The following is a 15641-nucleotide window of genomic DNA, read 5'->3' as shown; positions in this document are numbered from 1 at the left end:
TTGTCCCGACCCGGGCGCGGGCGATGGTCGAAATGGCCCTGGCCCGAGCGAATGACCAATGACGCTACTCCAATTGAACTGACTCGTGATCAGCACAACCGGTGTACGCCCTAGTCCAAGGGCAATCGTTTGATTGGAATTCACCCGCCCCATTAGGATCAGCTGAGATACCTTTTGCGTAACGCTTAGCAACAGCGCGTCATCGGGCGCAAACATTGCGCTTACGCCCGGCGGTGAAACGAACAAGCCATATTCACCATTTGCGCGTTGACCAATAACAACGCGATCACTCATCCGGATGGCACCGGAATTCGATAGACGACATAGATTGCGCTGTATCCCGCGTAACTAGAATTCCCGCCCATACGAAAAGCATTGGTGAGAATTGCAGCGGGATTCCCCATCGGCGCCGCCGCCGACCACCAATCATCGCGGACGACGTTTCCGCCAGTGAACGCCCGCACCTCGATAAACGGCTTGTACGGAAGCGCAGGCCATACAGCGGCAAACCCAGGGAAAGTGAGGACGTTTCCCAAGCTATCGACTTGCTGCCACGCCGCTGCGGACCAGGGGACGATGCCAACGGCATGTATCTTTGCGATGTCTGCCCAACGGCTATCAAACGTGATCGAGCGCCCATCGTCCGCCGCGAACAACGCATCGAAACCGGGCGCAGAGCAGCGAATACCGAAACTGCCGTCCGCTTGCTGACCGATGACCAAACGTCGGGCCATCAGGTGTTATCCGATACCGTTATGCGCGCGTTGTTCAAATCAATGAACATGCGGGATGCAGTCGGATCGGCAAGCGTGCCGGCTCGGATGTCACCGGCGTTGACGCTGATTGCGCTCAGCGTCCCCACGTTCATCATGACTGCCGTGATCGTGCCGTTGAGGATCAGATTGCCGTTGATGCCAACCGATGGCACGCCGCCGACCAAGCCCGTAGCGAAGAGGTCGTAAGGATCGTCGCCATTGAAGCCAGGTAGCGATATCTTGACGTTGGATGCCAGAAGGTTGATGACGCTTTCGCTATCGCTGCCATCGACCAACTGGATTCCGGACCAGGCCCCGTTGACGTTGAGCATGATAGACCACGACGCCGCGGCGTATCCATCCAGTGTCGCCACAGCCTGCGAAACCGTCTTGACGGAGGAAAACGCCGGGCCGAACGTCGCTGTCACTTCTTGCGAAAACGATGCCAATGCATCCGCGGTACCGACCGCGACTAGGCGTACCTCGTTGATCTCCGCTGAGGCAGCATTACCCCGAGCGGCCAGTTGGCTCCGTATCTCCTCCCTGTCGATCCAATCGCTAGCGTCCTTGTCGGCGATTGCGGCGATGCGCTGATTGATATCGACAATCTTGTCATTGATTTCGTTCATCAGCGTCGTGATCTGATATTTGATGCCGTCGATCAGCGACTTCAGCGCAACCGCGCCGCTGGCAATTTCGACCGTCGGAGCCGAGAGGTCTACCGTCGCATACGGCCCGCGCAGCAGGCTGGTGACGGCCTGCACGCGCAGCCGCAGCGCGGCCGGCGTCACCACCTTGTTGTCGAACTTGTTGTCGGCGCCCTCGTAGACCTGGATCCAGGAGTTGCCGCTGTCATAGCTGACGTCGGCGATGTAATAGATCGCGCCGGCGGATGGAAACCAGCTCGCCGCGAGCACCGGCTCGGCGATGCCCTGGCTGAACATCGCGTTCAGCCCGACGATCAGCGGCACCTTATCGTTGGCCGGGAATTGCCCAACAGGCAGCACCGGCGGAGTACCGAGATCGGTCGCGTGCACGCGCTGGTCGTCGACCACCAGACTCAGGGTGCAGAGTTCGCCATTCGGCTGGCCACTGAGCACCATGCAGAGCTTCGAGGAAGAGACGCCGGTACCGAGCTCGAAGCTGGGATCCTCGCCACCATCCTCGCGCGCCAGCACAGCCGCGAGCGTAGTGCTCTGTGAGCTCTCGGCAGCGGCAAGGCTGGCTGCGTCCAGAACGGCTATTGCCGCGCTCGAGCCAGGCCCCGCCAGCACAGGCCCGAAGAACTTTCCGTTCGGCCGCCGCAGCCGGATATAGAACGGTCCGCTATCCCACACCGGCGCCGGCGACAGCGTCAGTTCGTTGCTATCGACCGCGACCACGGCGCCGCCGTAGCCGTAAGCCTCTGGCAATTCGGACTGTACCCGGAGCACCGAACCGAAGGTGATCGCCCTACCCTCGTATTCCGTCCCGATCTGCACCGCCTCGCGGCGATAGATCGATTGTAGGTACCAGAACGCACATTCTCGAAACATCTGGTTCCGGTCGGTGCCGCCGTCGATTCTTTTCGTCTCGGCGTTCTGGGCAGTGAAGGTTGGTGAATTCGGCGGATACTGCACCTGTGCAGCCAGCCAGGTATTCTCGTCGATATATTCGACGATGACGGCGTCAGGATCATCCTCCCCAAGCTGGGTGATGGTGACCTGCGTCGAGTCGCGGACGATCTCGCGATCCGTCAGCAACATGGTCGGTACGTCGCGCCACTCATCGCGCACCACTGAGACCGTGTCACCGAGCCAGAAATGCCGCGACCGCGCCACCGTCAGAGCCTTGTCGAAGGCCTCCGGCACCGCGACGGCAGTAGTGAAGCAATAATTGAAGGTATCGCTGCGGCTGGTGCAGCCAGCAGCGAAGGCGACTACCGCGTTGAAATCGACCTTCGAGATCGGCAGGCCGGATCCATATTGCGCGTTAGTGACGGCGTCCAAAAACACCCAGCCTGGATTGCGCGTCGCCTGGGTGACGAAGCTCGAGCCGTTCCAGACCGGCAGTTTGCGGGTGCCGAGCACGCCGAATTTGAAAGATCCCTGCGTCGACTGTGAAGCAAGCAGGCGGATCGCGACCGTCGAGACGTCGGGGAACGAGTTGTCGCCCTTCAGGAAGGCGCGCAGGCCGGCCCAGACTACCTGGTTCGAGCCAAGCGAGGAATCGAACGCCGCATCGTTGCGGCGGAAACGGACGGCGTAGCGACCCGGCGCGACATCCACCTTGCGGCTGTCTCGGATCGGGCTGGTCGAGCCATAGCTGAGGATGGCGGAGAACAGCGGCACGAACGAACTGATCTGCGTGCCGGCGTCGTCGATCTGGCAGTATTCCGCCGTGAGCGGCACCGTGCCATAACCGACGCGGCCACCATTGTTGGTCTGGTTGAAAGTGGCGCAGCCGGCCGGCATGACGAAGTCGACCGCGAGCGATTGCGCCTGCGTGCCCGGTGGATTGGCCGCGAACGGCCCGATCCACGCACCCGGCGATGTCCCAGTCGCCGGGACGAAGAAACCACCGGTCGTTCCGCTACCATCAGGCAACTGCTGGCCGGTCACTTCGTCCGACGCCGCGACGTTGGTCGGGAAAAGCGTGACCTGCTGGCCCGGCTCATAGAACGCGACCTGCGCGCCGGGATAGGACGCCGAAATCCCGGTCACAAAATCCCAAAGCACGGTGTCGTCGATGAATAGCCTCTCGTATTCGAGGCTCCCCATCGTCACAGACAGCAAGATGTTCAGATATTGATCGTTGCCGACGAACTCGCTCCAGGGCGTCGCGGCGAGATCAGGATAGCGCTTGAGGCGCCCATACCAGACCGGCAGCGGCTGGCCGAGTTTGGCGACGTTACCCTGCGCGGAGGCCGAATAGATCTGATCCTGCGTCGCATCCGGGGCGTTGGTGGCACCCGGCTTGGGCGCCGTGAGCGCATTGATCGCAAGCGCGCCGGCGATGCCCAAACCTGCCGTTGTTGCATAGGCACCGAATGTGCCGGCGCCGAACAATGCCGGTCCGGCCCAGAGCGCGAACGCCGACACCGCGATGAGCGCGACCAGGCCAACCACCTGCTTGGCCGTATCGCCGCTGCCACCACCGCCGAGCGGGTGCGAAACGAACCGTACATTGTCGTTGGCGGAGATCCGCCGGCGCCGCCAATCCTTGCGCAGCACCGCCTCGCCGTTGATCTCAAGGATGGTCGGCAGTCCCTTGCGAAATTCCCATCCATACTTGCGGTCATGCGTGGCCCAGCCGGAGCGGCGCAGGAAGGCCGTCACCGTTTCGCCCTTTCGCGGCGTCTCCCGGGCGACCTCGAGGCCCGGCGTGACGACATGCAGCACCGGCTGCCGCGCGGCATCGCTGCGGCGCTCACGGCGCGCGCGGGAACGTTGCGGCGTCGGGAGCGCCGAGAATTTCTTTGCTGTTCGGTGCATCAGGATCTCGGTTCGAAGAACGTCAGCTTCTTCCAGCCCATCTGGCGCAGCGCCAGCGGGGTCTCACAGGCGACGCCAGTCTTGCCGTCGCAATGGATGATCCGCGCCTCTGGCCTCAACCAGACGCCGATATGCGCGGGAAAGCGCAGGTGCGCCATCAGCACCAACGCGCCGTCGGCGGCCGTCACCAGGCCGCCCGGCCCCTCGGCAACCTCGCGCCATAGCGCGCGCTCCGGATGAGCCGCGAACTCGTCCAGCACCCAGCGCCTGGAGAAATCGGCCGGCACCGCGATCGCCGGAAGCGCGCGTGCGAACAGTTCGCGCTGCACATGGCAGGCGAAGTCCCAGCAATTGCGGGATTGCCAAGCCCACGGCTCGCCGATCAGCGGCGAGAGGAATTCGGAACGGGTCACGTCGGCAGCAAGCTGGGAAACTGAACGTAGTCGTAGTTCTTGGTGAGCCGCGGAAACCGCTTGTTCTGCAGGTTTTTCACCATCACGGTCCCGGTCATCGAGACGCCGACAATTTTCACGTTGCGTAATTCGAACTCGACCGGCCCATAGGCGGGCTCCGTCAGATCGTTGTTGAGGTACTCGCGATACAGCACCTGGATGTACTGCCGGACCGACATCGCAGCGCGGACCTTGGGCACCAACTCGCGATTGACATTGTCGATCTTGATATTGGTTTGCGGCGGTTGCCCTTCCCGCTGCTCCGGATAACTCGCTTGGAACGGGCAGGCGATGAACGTCACCATCTCGCCGCCGTTGCGCGGCGCGCCGGCCTCGATGCCGAAGGTCATATCGTCTCCGACGTTCGTGACGACTCGCGCAGGCTCTGCGAACGATGCCTGCCAGATCTCCAGCGTGTAGAAGATGCGCGAGCTCGGTCGACACGACGCATAGGCCTCGAGCAACGCTTCGCTATGGGTCGGCATCAGAGATCGTAAACCCGAAGAGTCATCGTCACCGCGACGTGGCTCGATGAGATCGGCGAATAGGTTGGCTTCCCATCCTTCGTGAACTGGCAGGTCTTGGAGGCATAGGAAGATCCAAGCCACACATTGGCCGTGAATCTCGCCGTACCGTTGTTCAACGTGGTTTTCACCCACGGCACGAAGATATTGTGCTCGGCTATTGTGAGATTGATCGTTTGGGTGATCGTGCCGACGTTGTCCCCGGGCCGCGGGCGCTGCCTGGTGTTGCCGCCCTCCATGTCGGTTGCAAGCGGATCCAGAAACCGCTTGATGGGTTGGAAGCCGTCCCGCTGCGGGCGATAGTTAACGGCCGGCCATGACGGAAGAGCCATCCGTTACACTCCATATCCGCGCTGGCGGACGGCGATCGCCTGCGAGATCGGACCGTTCCTGGCGGCATCATCCAGAAGCACGCCGGTGACCGCGTTCTTGAGGAAGACGTCGACGGTCGTTCCGCCAGGTCCCTGAGACACCCTGGACTCGGCCGTCGATCCCGACGGTGCGTTGAAGATGTTCACCACGACACCGGCGCCGACGTTGTCATTCGCGGCCGCGCCACCTGTTGCCGAGACGCCGAGGCGGCCGTCACGACCGCGCCGCAGCGGCATCACGGCTTCCTCGCCGGCTTCGCCCATCAGTCCGGTGCCGCCGTTCGCCATCGGGAACAGCGTCGGTCGCGTCACGACGCCGCCGAGCCGGAACGGGATGATGTTGCCGCCGCCGAAGATGTTGCCGCGCGCGCTCGGCGCCAGGGGACCGAAGAGGTTGCTGCCGGCTGCCCCGGGCGTGCCATAGGTGATGCCGGCGGAGCCAAGTGACGAACCGAGGTCACCACCACCGAGGAGACCTCCGAGCGGCCCGCCGATCGACGTCTGGAGCGCCCGGAGCAGCGGGCCGACGATCGTGATCTTGATGATCATCTCCTCGATTGCCCGGATCACCAGCTTGCTGGTATCCGACACCGCCTGCCCGAACGTCTTGGTGCCGTCGACTGCATCGGCGAAGCCAGTGGTGAGGTTGTTCGATACCGACGATGAGACCTGGCTCAGCGCGGCATTGGCGCGCAGGCCGGCGGCCTCGACGCTGCTGAGCGCCTGCGTGACGTCCGGGTAGATCCCGCGCAGTTGCTGCGCGATTTGAACGTCATCGGGCGACAACAGCGAAGTCCTGGCGCCAAACTGAACGTTGTCATTGACGGCGGCCACCGCAGCGAGTTGCGTGCGTCGACCGAGCTCGGCGTTGATCTTCTGGAGCCGTTGATACTGCGCCTCGTCGAATGCCGTCCTGTTCTGGCTGGCTTCCTGCTCCAATTGCTGCCGGGCTTGCAGGTTGGCGCGGATCTCGGCTTGCTGGCCGATAGTCTTTCCGAGCAAGTCGATCTCGATCTGCTCGCTCTGGACGCTCTGATTGGCGGTCAGCGCCCGCGCGCGCGCCTGCTCGGAAAGCGCCGTCGTGGCTTGCTTGACGGCATTGGCGGCCGCCAGATCAGCAAGGGTTTGGCGCTCGGTCAGCGTCAGGTTCGACCGAAGCGTCGAGTCCATCTGCTGCTGGTAGGCGACCGCTCCCTTCTGCGATGGCGAGAACGCCGTGATGGCCTGGTTCGCCGTATTCATCGACGAAACCGAGGTCTCGAATTCGGTCTTGAATGCCTTTGCCCTGTCGCTAGCGATCTGGACAGACTTCGCCAACTGCTCCATTGAGAGCTCGAGTTGCTGAAGTCGTGCCCCGGCGGCTTCATCCTGCGCGATGCTGTCCAGAGCGGACTTCAGCACCACGAGATCGTTGGTCAGCTTTTCCCGGTCAGCGATCTCGGGCTCTAGCGATCGCGCCGTCGACTCGACCAAGAACGAGCGCTGCGCGGCCGCAGCAGCAGAGGCTGCATTTTTGTTCCGCTCTATCGCCGCCGTGAGCTGATCGACGCGCTCCTGCTGGGCTTGGACAGCCGAATTGTCGAGTTTGATCGGCATCTCCATGCCGTAGGCAAAGAGATAGCCGCCCGACTTCTTCAACTCATCAAGCTGTGCCTTGGCTTTCGCCAATTGCTCTTCGAGGCCACTGTCGAGCCCGAGGGACTTGGTTATGAACTTGCCGAGAGCGTCCCAACCGTTCGAAATCGCGTTGCCGAGTGCCGTCCAGCCCTTGCTCGTGAGCGACGTCGCATCAGAGACACCCTGAAGGCCCTGCTGCACGCCGCTAAGCAGTGCTCGTTGGGCGCCATAGAGGTTATTTTGATCGACAAGATTCTGGATGTTGCGCCTCGACGCCGCGTCCATGAAACCGAGGCGCTGGTTCAACTGATCCGCGCCCCTGATGGGATCCGCGAAGGCGTCCGCCAGCATCTTGGCCGCCTCCGTCGCATCGACGCCGAAGATGCGCGAGATGTCCTTGCCCGTCTGGACGATTGGTAGAAGGTTGTCGTTTGCGACCTTACCCGTCGATGCCAGCGCGGTGGCCAATTCCCTAGCTTCGCTGACCGACAGTCCGGTCGGCGAAGATCCTGCCTCGGCGATGGCAGTGATTCCGGCGTTGTTCGTACCGGCGGCGCGGCCGGCACCGAGCAGGCCCATGGTGACCTTTTCCTGGGCCGTCAGGTAGGAGTTGAGCGCCAGGAGAGCGATGCCGGTTGCCGCGGCAACACCACCCCACGCCACCCTGCCGACGCTCAGGATGCTCATGAAGCCGCTGCTGGCCGCCGTGACGAATTCCGATAGGCTCGCCTTCGAGGCCTGGAAGATCTGGAAAAACTGACCACCCTGCTGGGCGAGAATCATGAACGGCGACTGGCCAAGCGCGAGACCAGTGACGACGTCGTTGATCTGATATCCTAGATTCGCCATCTCACCCGACGTCACGCGACCGATGCGCGAGGTCGTGTTCAATTGCTGCTGGACGTCCGTGAGCCGCTTCGCGAGGAGGACTTGGGCCTGCTCGTATTCGTTTGCGGAGATCACGCCGTCATTGAGCAGCTTGCGGTAATCCGCCATCTGGGCGCCGAGCCGCGCGAATTCCGTACCCATCGGATCGATCTGCGCGCGGAGATCGGCGGCCGATTTCGCCGCCGCCTCCTCGGCCTGCGCGGCCTGAAGGAATATGGCCGCGGAGTCCCGCGCCGACTTCGCCTGCCGATCAATCCCGCTGGCCAGGTTGATGTTGGCCTGGAACTGCTGAGCGTTGTGGGCCGCCCTCGCCTGCTCGATCTGGTCGAGGCGCTCAATCTGCGCGGCCAGCGCCGAATAGGTCGCTCCTTGGGAAGTCGCCGACGGACCGCCAATGCCCAAGGAAGCATTGAAGCTCCGCTGGAACTCGGATCCGGCCTGCTGTGCGCGCAGACGGGCGACCTCCTCGACCTGTCGAAGTTCAGCTTCGAAAACGCTCGCCGAGTCCCGCGCGGATTTGGCCGCGCCGGCGATCATCCGGCGATCGAGTTCGTCCGCGAACGCTGCTGCCGCTTCCGACGCTCTTGCCTTGGCGATCCCCTCGAGCCCGCCGAACTGCGCCATAAAGGCATCAGCAGACGCTCTCGCCGAACCGAAGAATTCCGACGACTGTGGGGCCTCACGAAGGGAATCGTCGATCCTCGCCTGGGTCGCCGAAGCGACGTTGATGCGCTCCTGCGCAACCCGCCGATCGTTCTCGAGGATGCTTTGCTGAATAGCGGCGACCTTGGTCGCGACGTCCTGCTCCGTTTGAACAACGATCAGCCCAAGGCGCTTTGCATTTTCGATGGATTCTTGGTCCATCGCGACCGGCGCGGCCGAGAACCCCAGATCGCGCATCGCCGCAAAGCGATTGCGCCCATCGTCAAACCCGACCTGTCCGCCCCCGAGAACGCCGAGCGTAGAGGCGCTGAACTGGCCTCCCGAGAAATTCTTGATGAAGTCGAGCGCGCCTGGCAGTTTCCCCTGATTGCCCGGCTCGATGAAGAAGTCGCGCTCCTTCTGCCAGAGCTCGTTGACCTTCTGAATATTGACGAGGACGACCTTGTTTGCGGCATCGGTCGTGACGGCAGCGCTTCGGATCTTCGCCTCGAGATCCGAAACAGTGCTGGCCGTGGCAGATTGCGCCGTCTTCAGTTGGTCCTCGAGATCAACACGGCGCGCCATGACCGCGCTGAGCCGCTGCTCGGCGTCTACCCGGGCCGCAACCTGATTTGCCGTGGCACTCGGAACGCTCGCCGCGCCGGAGATACCGAACTGGCCTGTATACCGCGCTTGAGCCTGCTGAGCGGCGCCGGCTTGTTCCGCAGCAGCAGCGGCGCGCGCGGCAACCTCGGCTTGAACCGAGTATGCGTTGTTGAGTTGATTGACCGCATTTGCCAGCTCGAGAGAGCCGCGCTCGGCTATCTGCTGCGCATCGGCGAACAGACCGAATTTTCGATACGCGGCGTCGAGCAACAGGTTTGCACGGTCGAGGCCAAGACCCCTGTCCATGGCATTGTTGATGCGCCGGATCATGGCCTCGAACTGAGCGCCGGCACTGTATCCCTCGAGCAAGCTCTTGCTGAGCCCGCCGACACCAGGAATCGCCTTTGCCAGAGCTGCATCGGCTTGTTTTAGCGCCGCGTTGCGCGCGCGGTCGCTGGCGATCATCCGATTGTCGGCGTCGATCTTTTGTTGGGCACCGCGGGCGTAGGCGGAAGCGTCGAAATCCGACGTAACGCGCAGCGATGAAAGAGCAACACCGGCCATTTTAGGGTGCAGCCTCCCTTGTCTTCATGCGGGCTTCTTCGGCCGCCCTCTCCTTCTCCGCCTTCATGATGCGCGCGATGTGCTCGAGGTATTCCTCGTCCATGGCACCAACCAAGGCGAGGAAGTGCTCGAACTCGACGCCGGCGATGCCGTAGCGTCGCGCGTACGCATCAAGGGAAAGGAAGGTGATGGGCGACTCGCCGCCCATGGCGCCGTACTGTCGATCGAACTGAAGCGTGTGCCAGGCGCGCCAATAGATTTCGGCCCAAAACGGAACGACGGCATCGGCCGGTCGCTTCGCGTTGGCGGCGAATTCAGCAGCGTCTGGATCTTCTTCGGCGAGCTCAGCGATCCACTCGTCGTTGCCCTTCTGCTCGAGCTCGTAGCGAAGGGCCGCTCTCAGTTTTTTGTGCCGGCCTCGACGAACTCGACCTCTTCGCGGCCGACCTTCGTTGCTGCCAGGTAGACCGACCCACGGACCGCCCGATATTCCGGATCGGTTAGGATCTCCTTCGCACGCTCAGGGCTGAATTCGATGTCCCGCTCGTCATCGTCGACAAGGCCCTGCCAACCGAGGAGGAGGTGCTCGACGGCGAGCTTGCCATAGACGTCAGCCATGACGTCGTCGGGGACGTTGTCGCCGTGCCTGCGCGCGAGTTTCGATGCATGGGCGTCGCGAGCAATTTTAAACGGTGCGTAATTCGTCGATCGGACAAACCACTTGATGTCCGGGTCGATGTCGAGCGCCGGGATCCAATCTCCTTCGCGCTCCTTTTGGCTGTCGGACTTGAGCGAAGACAGTTTGACTCTACGAACAGATGAAGTCTTCTGCGATTCAGTCATGGTTTGGTGTCACCTTGGGATCAAGGGAAAGCCCGGCGGGGCGCCGGGCGGTGAAATCCCGAGGTCACGAGGACACCAATCCTCTGCCGGCACCGACCGGCCCAGACCTGCGGGTAACTCGGGTACTTGACTTATGCGGCAGCCGCCAACCGTCGCGGCTCTTCGTGCGAGCCACCATCACGGACGAACTGCGGGCCAATTCGCAGCCGCAATTTTAGTCCTTGCGTGATCGAAAGGTCGCTGTGGGTCGCCGCAGTCCGAAAGACATCGGGATCAGCCCTGGCGTCGAAGGGGCTCCAATGACGAAGCCGCCCGAAGGCGGCTTTGTGACAGATCTGTTTCGATATGCCTATCTTTGGGCGACTAGCGCAAAGCAGGGACCGTTGGGATTGTCATGCGTGTCGAAGGCGATATCGATAGACTTGAATCCATCTATTTCAAGTTGTTTGAGGATATCACCTTTGGTGATCCACGAAGCCTCATTGTACACGCCGCCGCAGTAGGTCTTGCTCTTCGCTGCGTCGTGATAGCTCCTGCGGTAGTGCCTGACAGTTCGACCCATGAAATTTCGATCATCTGGCGCGATGATTGGCGACGCCCACGGCTGATCTAACCCAGCCTCATCGACATAATGGGTCCAGATGTGCACACGGTCAGTGACCTTGCTTACCGCATGCAATAGCTTGAGCGGCTCTGGCATGTGATAAAGTACGCCAGTACACCATACAAGATCGAACCTGCGATTCGTCGTTCCAAGCCAGGGCATAAAATCACCAAGCATGAACTTGGTGCGGTCCATGCCCAGAACCTCCTTCGTTATAAGGCATTTCATAAACAGGCGCTTGTTGGCCTCAATCGCGGTGATGCACTTAGCCCCAGCCTGCTGAAGCATATAGGTATGTGCGCCCTCCAGCGGCCCGAGCTCCAGAACGTCCATCCCCTCCACACCAGCCCGTCCATCGGCGCGGATTTTGGTGAACGCCCACTTTGCACGGTCATCCGCGAACAAATTGACGGTTCCGGCAGTGACCTTTGCTTCTGAGGGGAAAGCCGATGTCCAGCCCTCGATCAGATCAATTGCGAATTGGGGATTGGGAGACTCGAAGATACAAGCGTCGATCGGGGCTAGGCTCTCTGCCATGGTATTCTCATACTTTGGGAAGCTGAGGGTTTATTCCATGCTTTTGCCACAAATTCAAGAAGATCGCCGCGACCGCGCCAAGGTCAACGAAGCTTTGATAAGGTGCAGAGAACGCTCAGAGTGTGAACTACTGCGCGGGCTGTTCTGGCGGCGCAGGCGGCTGGCCGTTCCAAGGATTGTATGCGCCTGCTGGCACGGGGGAGACGTAGAGCGCCGACATATCGTTGCCGGTGTAGGTGCCGCCGAGGATCACGGCGCTCAGATTGTCCCAAGCGAGACGGCAATTCGCGTGCTGTGCAAGCGACGTGTTGCTGTCATCGACCGCGATTATGATCCAGAAGCCGCTTTGAGCGTCTTGCGTGATGAAGACCAACGTGTTCGGAAACGTACGACTTGGGTCCCAAGTGCCAGGGATGATATCGCCGCCCTGTTCCTGCTCTGGAAAATAATACTCACCAACGACCAAATCGCTTCGCGCGATCTGCTCGCTGTCAAACTGCATCAAATGAAGCTTCGTTTTCATTTGTCATCTCCTACGGAACAGTCACGCCGGATAGATTCACGGCATTGGACCAAAACGAAACGCGCGGAATATAGCCATTGAAGAACGAGGCATTTCCGGTCTCATTTGATCCGAGGTAGCCCTGATTGACGGTCGGCATCGCCGTCTGGCCTACGGCCGCGCCCGCAATGCCATCAACGTAACTCGTGTCACTCACATTGCTGACAGACCGTCCGAAAGTGTGCGCTGTCCCGGCTGGGAACGACGCTGATCTATCGAGCGGGTTGGTGGCTGCGCCGGCGACAATATGGCGATAGGAACCATTGCCGCTGCTACCGACAACGAAGTTGGAAATCCGATTGTTGAGCGTCCCGTCACTCACGGCCAACACATAGTTGTTATTCCCAACATTGAGTGGGGTTGGCATCTTCAATTTGGCCGCAAAGGCATAACCCAACGTGGAGAACAGCAGCGCGGCGAGCGCCCCGCTGACCGAAACTTGGTCCGCCACGCGAACCGCGCTCGTTGTCGTGGTCGGGATCGTGGACGTGGCAAATGCACCAAGTTCGAGGTTGCCGCCCCAAACATGAGCGTCGGAAAGCGTCGCACTGGAGCCTTCCCACGAGCTAACGCTTGATCCGCTCGCTGGGCCATTCACGACGCGGATCGCTGTGGTGCCGGCATCGAGGGTGGCGGTCAGTGTCACGAAATACCACCCATTCGCCAAAGGCGTGATTGTGGCGCTTTGCCCTGAAAAGGTGGTGACCGCCGTACCGACGATGGTTCCGTTGTTCAGGTTGAAAACCGCGTCTGCCCTGACCGGATAAGTTCCTTGGATGCGGAGGCCGAAAAAGCCATCAACCGTACTTTTCTTGACGTAACGCGAGACCGTATAGGTAGCACCAGCCGTGGCTGTAACCGCGATGTTGCTTTGAAAATAGCAGTTCGCTGCGGTGCTGGTGCGAGCGACCAGCGATGCCGTCATGGTGCTATCGGGAGCGATGGCTGCGTTGTCGGTCCGATTTAGATTTTGCGCATTCCAAGCTGCCGCTGTGGCCGACTGGTTTTGCAGCATCAGGTTTGTTCGGCTCTCTTCGATCAGGCAACCGAGATCAGTGATGCGCATTACATTGTTCGCAAACGGCACCAAGACCCCGGCGCTCGTCTGTGCATATCCCGTCGAAGCCCGCGAGCACGAAAGCAGGTCGGCCAGCACACCCCCGAAATATCGGCCCCCGGCTAGATCCAGATCGACAGCCGCCGCGGCCCCGCCAGCGCGCAGCACCCATGGCGGGACGTCCACTCTCCCAAGGATCAGTCGTCCTCGCGGCTTAAGCAGTTCGCGGCGAGTGCGCGGCACCTTCGTCATTGACCAACCAGACGAACAGATCTTTCGGCATTCTGATTCACCGCGGCAGCCGCCGTGCCGGACCGAATCTTGATGTGGTTGATGCCGATCCAGAGCGTCGGGTCGACCGCGATGAACCGAGATGCCGCCGCCTGAAAGGCGACCTCGTTTCCGCTCGAGTCGAAGAGGTTCGACCAATTGACGCCACCATCAATGCTGACCTGGAAGGTCAGCGCGGCCGCGTCCCAACCTGCCGGCATCACGATTCCAGTGATGACCTTGTCGCCGATCGGGATCGCGCCCGAAATCGATCCGCCGTTTGCGATGACGCCAGAAAACACGCTCATTGCCCCTCCTCACTGCGCCAGAGATGCTTCGCTTCTCACGCCTCGAAATACTCGAAGCGGTCGAGGAGGACGTGCGCGTTCGTGAGGACATCCTGGCTGGCCTGGTAGTCGAAGTTCGCCATGACGTCCGTGTTCTTCGCGGTCGCCTGCGGATTGCCGCCACCGCGATAGGTGGCGCGCGGCACCTGGAAGATCAGCGCTTGGCCGTTTTTTGCGACGCGGGAGTTTATCCCCCGCGGCGTGCCGTTGTAGAATGCCTCGACCTCGTCTTTGCTGCCGAAGTACGTGCTCATGTTGCCGGTCACGGTGCACTCGCCGTCGTTGATGCCGACTGGAACGTCGGAGTCGACGGCGTCCAGAGCGCGAAGGTTGTTGTTGATCTGGACGGTGAATCCCTTCGCCCAGTTCGGGGCGCCGAGTTGGATCTGGTTGACGCCGAGACGGCCGACGTTGGCGTTGGCCGCCATGACGACGCCGGTCGTGACCGCATCAGGAGAAGCGTCTAGTGCGGTGGTGCCGATGCCTCCGCCGAGACCCATGAACGCAGCTGTTCCCTTCAGCTTGTCGCCGCTCGTCATCTCGATATTGAACGTGTTCACGCGCATGCCGAGGTTGACGATGTACGACGGGATCGGTTGGGCGAGGAAGCCACGCTCGATCGTCACTGAATTCGGCGTGACGCCGTTCTTGATCTGGTCGCCGACGAATACCCAGATCGTCTTGCCGGTACCGGTATCGGTGGTCCAGCCTGACGGCAGGTTGTCGAGGGTCAGCTTGTGGGCGGCGATCGCCGTGATGCGGGCGAACGCCGCAGCGCGTGCCTTGGCGCCGGCAGTGATGAGGAAGGCAAATTGCGACGCGGCTGCCGAACCACCGACCTTGACCCACTGGCCGGGAACGAGCCCCAACGTCGTGAAATCGAGCGTGGTCGAGCCGAGACCGTCCGCGAGCGCCGTGATGTCGCCGGAGGCGCCAGCAAATCCGACCACCTTCAACTTCGCGGTGCCGGGAGGTGCGGTCTCCGCAGTCAAACCGATGGCCGTACCGACGATGGTACCCGAGGTCGACGAGGCAACCGGGAAGATCTGGTTGTTGGCCGCATTCGTGAAACCGGTGGCCCGAACCAGATGGCCCTGCTTCACCGCGGCGCCGCCCGCCGTCACCGCATAGGTATTCGCCGCAGTGCCGGCGTCGGTGATGACGCTATCCGGGGTGCCGTCGTTGAAGAACTGCGGGGTGTTCACCCATGCATTCTCGAACGCCGACATGATGAGCTCAGACAATGGAGAGAGATCGTCCGGGTAGGAGAGCTCGAAGTTGAGGCCGCCCGATGAAGACTGGTTGGTCTTGATCGGGTCGCCGAGCATGCGGTCGTCCCGGATTTCTTCGGAGTCGACATAGGTCGGCGCGAACTGCAGCGACTCGCCCGTGATCCTCACCTTGCGCATACGCGGTGTGGTGGGCGTGACTCCCGGCGTGCTCTCCCGGACAAGGGCTACTTGCGTGCGGTTGGATGAAGTCACGGCTTTCTCCCAAAGAAAAAAGCGCCAGAGGCGCCTTGCGTGAGG

13 protein-coding genes are annotated in these 15641 nt (G+C 61.5%); all 13 read right to left on the bottom strand.

Annotated features, from left to right (window positions below; all coding sequences use genetic code 11):
* Nucleotides 1-290 precede the first annotated feature (290 nt).
* A complete protein-coding gene (locus K288_RS0104570; RefSeq protein ID WP_027578492.1) occupies nucleotides 291-734 on the bottom strand; it encodes a hypothetical protein in 444 nt (147 codons plus the stop codon).
* Entirely contained in the window at nucleotides 734-4228 is a 3495-nt protein-coding gene (locus K288_RS0104565) for a host specificity factor TipJ family phage tail protein (protein WP_027578491.1), read from the bottom strand. Before K288_RS0104565 ends, K288_RS0104570 begins: the two co-directional genes overlap by 1 nt.
* Nucleotides 4228-4641, bottom strand: coding sequence for a hypothetical protein (locus tag K288_RS0104560; protein WP_027578490.1), 414 nt, complete (start codon nucleotides 4639-4641; stop codon nucleotides 4228-4230). Before K288_RS0104560 ends, K288_RS0104565 begins: the two co-directional genes overlap by 1 nt.
* Nucleotides 4638-5165, bottom strand: a complete 528-nt coding sequence (locus K288_RS0104555; protein WP_027578489.1) for a DUF1833 family protein — start codon at nucleotides 5163-5165, stop codon at nucleotides 4638-4640. Before K288_RS0104555 ends, K288_RS0104560 begins: the two co-directional genes overlap by 4 nt.
* Nucleotides 5165-5536 carry a hypothetical protein gene (locus K288_RS0104550; RefSeq protein ID WP_027578488.1) on the bottom strand — a complete coding sequence of 124 codons (372 nt, stop codon included), beginning with the start codon at nucleotides 5534-5536 and terminating at the stop codon, nucleotides 5165-5167. The genes K288_RS0104555 and K288_RS0104550 overlap by 1 nt, the downstream gene beginning before the upstream one ends.
* Nucleotides 5537-5539: 3 nt before the next feature.
* A complete protein-coding gene (locus K288_RS0104545; protein WP_027578487.1) occupies nucleotides 5540-9892 on the bottom strand; it encodes a phage tail length tape measure family protein in 4353 nt (1450 codons plus the stop codon).
* A gap of 1 nt (nucleotide 9893) precedes the next feature.
* Nucleotides 9894-10100, bottom strand: a complete 207-nt coding sequence (locus K288_RS0104540) for a hypothetical protein (protein WP_027578486.1) — start codon at nucleotides 10098-10100, stop codon at nucleotides 9894-9896.
* A gap of 191 nt (nucleotides 10101-10291) precedes the next feature.
* Nucleotides 10292-10735: a hypothetical protein gene (locus K288_RS0104535; protein ID WP_027578485.1), complete on the bottom strand. Its 444-nt coding sequence runs from the start codon at nucleotides 10733-10735 to the stop codon at nucleotides 10292-10294.
* Between the two features lie 349 nt (nucleotides 10736-11084).
* Nucleotides 11085-11876 (bottom strand): class I SAM-dependent methyltransferase, encoded by a 792-nt coding sequence (locus K288_RS0104530; RefSeq protein ID WP_027578484.1) that lies wholly within the window; start codon nucleotides 11874-11876, stop codon nucleotides 11085-11087.
* 127 nt (nucleotides 11877-12003) lie between these two features.
* Nucleotides 12004-12399: a hypothetical protein gene (locus K288_RS0104525; protein ID WP_027578483.1), complete on the bottom strand. Its 396-nt coding sequence runs from the start codon at nucleotides 12397-12399 to the stop codon at nucleotides 12004-12006.
* Between the two features lie 10 nt (nucleotides 12400-12409).
* On the bottom strand, nucleotides 12410-13504 hold the full coding sequence (locus tag K288_RS0104520; RefSeq protein WP_152535384.1) for a hypothetical protein: 1095 nt from the start codon (nucleotides 13502-13504) through the stop codon (nucleotides 12410-12412).
* 239 nt (nucleotides 13505-13743) lie between these two features.
* Entirely contained in the window at nucleotides 13744-14073 is a 330-nt protein-coding gene (locus K288_RS0104515) for a hypothetical protein (protein ID WP_027578481.1), read from the bottom strand.
* Between the two features lie 35 nt (nucleotides 14074-14108).
* The gene (locus K288_RS0104510; RefSeq protein WP_027578480.1) at nucleotides 14109-15596 is read right to left on the bottom strand and encodes a phage tail tube protein; all 1488 of its coding nucleotides are present in this window, start codon (nucleotides 15594-15596) and stop codon (nucleotides 14109-14111) included.
* Nucleotides 15597-15641 lie beyond the last annotated feature (45 nt).

Source organism: Bradyrhizobium sp. Ai1a-2 (genome assembly GCF_000426245.1).
Classification (GTDB): Bacteria; Pseudomonadota; Alphaproteobacteria; order Rhizobiales; family Xanthobacteraceae; genus Bradyrhizobium.
The sequence above is the reverse complement of the archived record's forward strand: the minus strand, read 5'-3'. Positions and strand labels throughout refer to the sequence as shown.

Excerpts from the sequence above, each read along its gene's own strand:
- K288_RS0104555 (WP_027578489.1), bottom strand. The coding sequence starts at position 5,165 with ATGCCGACCCATAGCGAAGCGTTGCTCGAGGCCTATGCGTCGTGTCGA.
- K288_RS0104545 (WP_027578487.1), bottom strand. The coding sequence starts at position 9,892 with ATGGCCGGTGTTGCTCTTTCATCGCTGCGCGTTACGTCGGATTTCGAC.
- K288_RS0104515 (WP_027578481.1), bottom strand. The coding sequence starts at position 14,073 with ATGAGCGTGTTTTCTGGCGTCATCGCAAACGGCGGATCGATTTCGGGC.
- K288_RS0104520 (WP_152535384.1), bottom strand. The coding sequence starts at position 13,504 with ATGCGCATCACTGATCTCGGTTGCCTGATCGAAGAGAGCCGAACAAAC.
- K288_RS0104570 (WP_027578492.1), bottom strand. The coding sequence starts at position 734 with ATGGCCCGACGTTTGGTCATCGGTCAGCAAGCGGACGGCAGTTTCGGT.
- K288_RS0104565 (WP_027578491.1), bottom strand. The coding sequence starts at position 4,228 with ATGCACCGAACAGCAAAGAAATTCTCGGCGCTCCCGACGCCGCAACGT.
- K288_RS0104540 (WP_027578486.1), bottom strand. The coding sequence starts at position 10,100 with ATGGGCGGCGAGTCGCCCATCACCTTCCTTTCCCTTGATGCGTACGCG.
- K288_RS0104525 (WP_027578483.1), bottom strand. The coding sequence starts at position 12,399 with ATGAAAACGAAGCTTCATTTGATGCAGTTTGACAGCGAGCAGATCGCG.
- K288_RS0104530 (WP_027578484.1), bottom strand. The coding sequence starts at position 11,876 with ATGGCAGAGAGCCTAGCCCCGATCGACGCTTGTATCTTCGAGTCTCCC.
- K288_RS0104535 (WP_027578485.1), bottom strand. The coding sequence starts at position 10,735 with ATGACTGAATCGCAGAAGACTTCATCTGTTCGTAGAGTCAAACTGTCT.
- K288_RS0104550 (WP_027578488.1), bottom strand. The coding sequence starts at position 5,536 with ATGGCTCTTCCGTCATGGCCGGCCGTTAACTATCGCCCGCAGCGGGAC.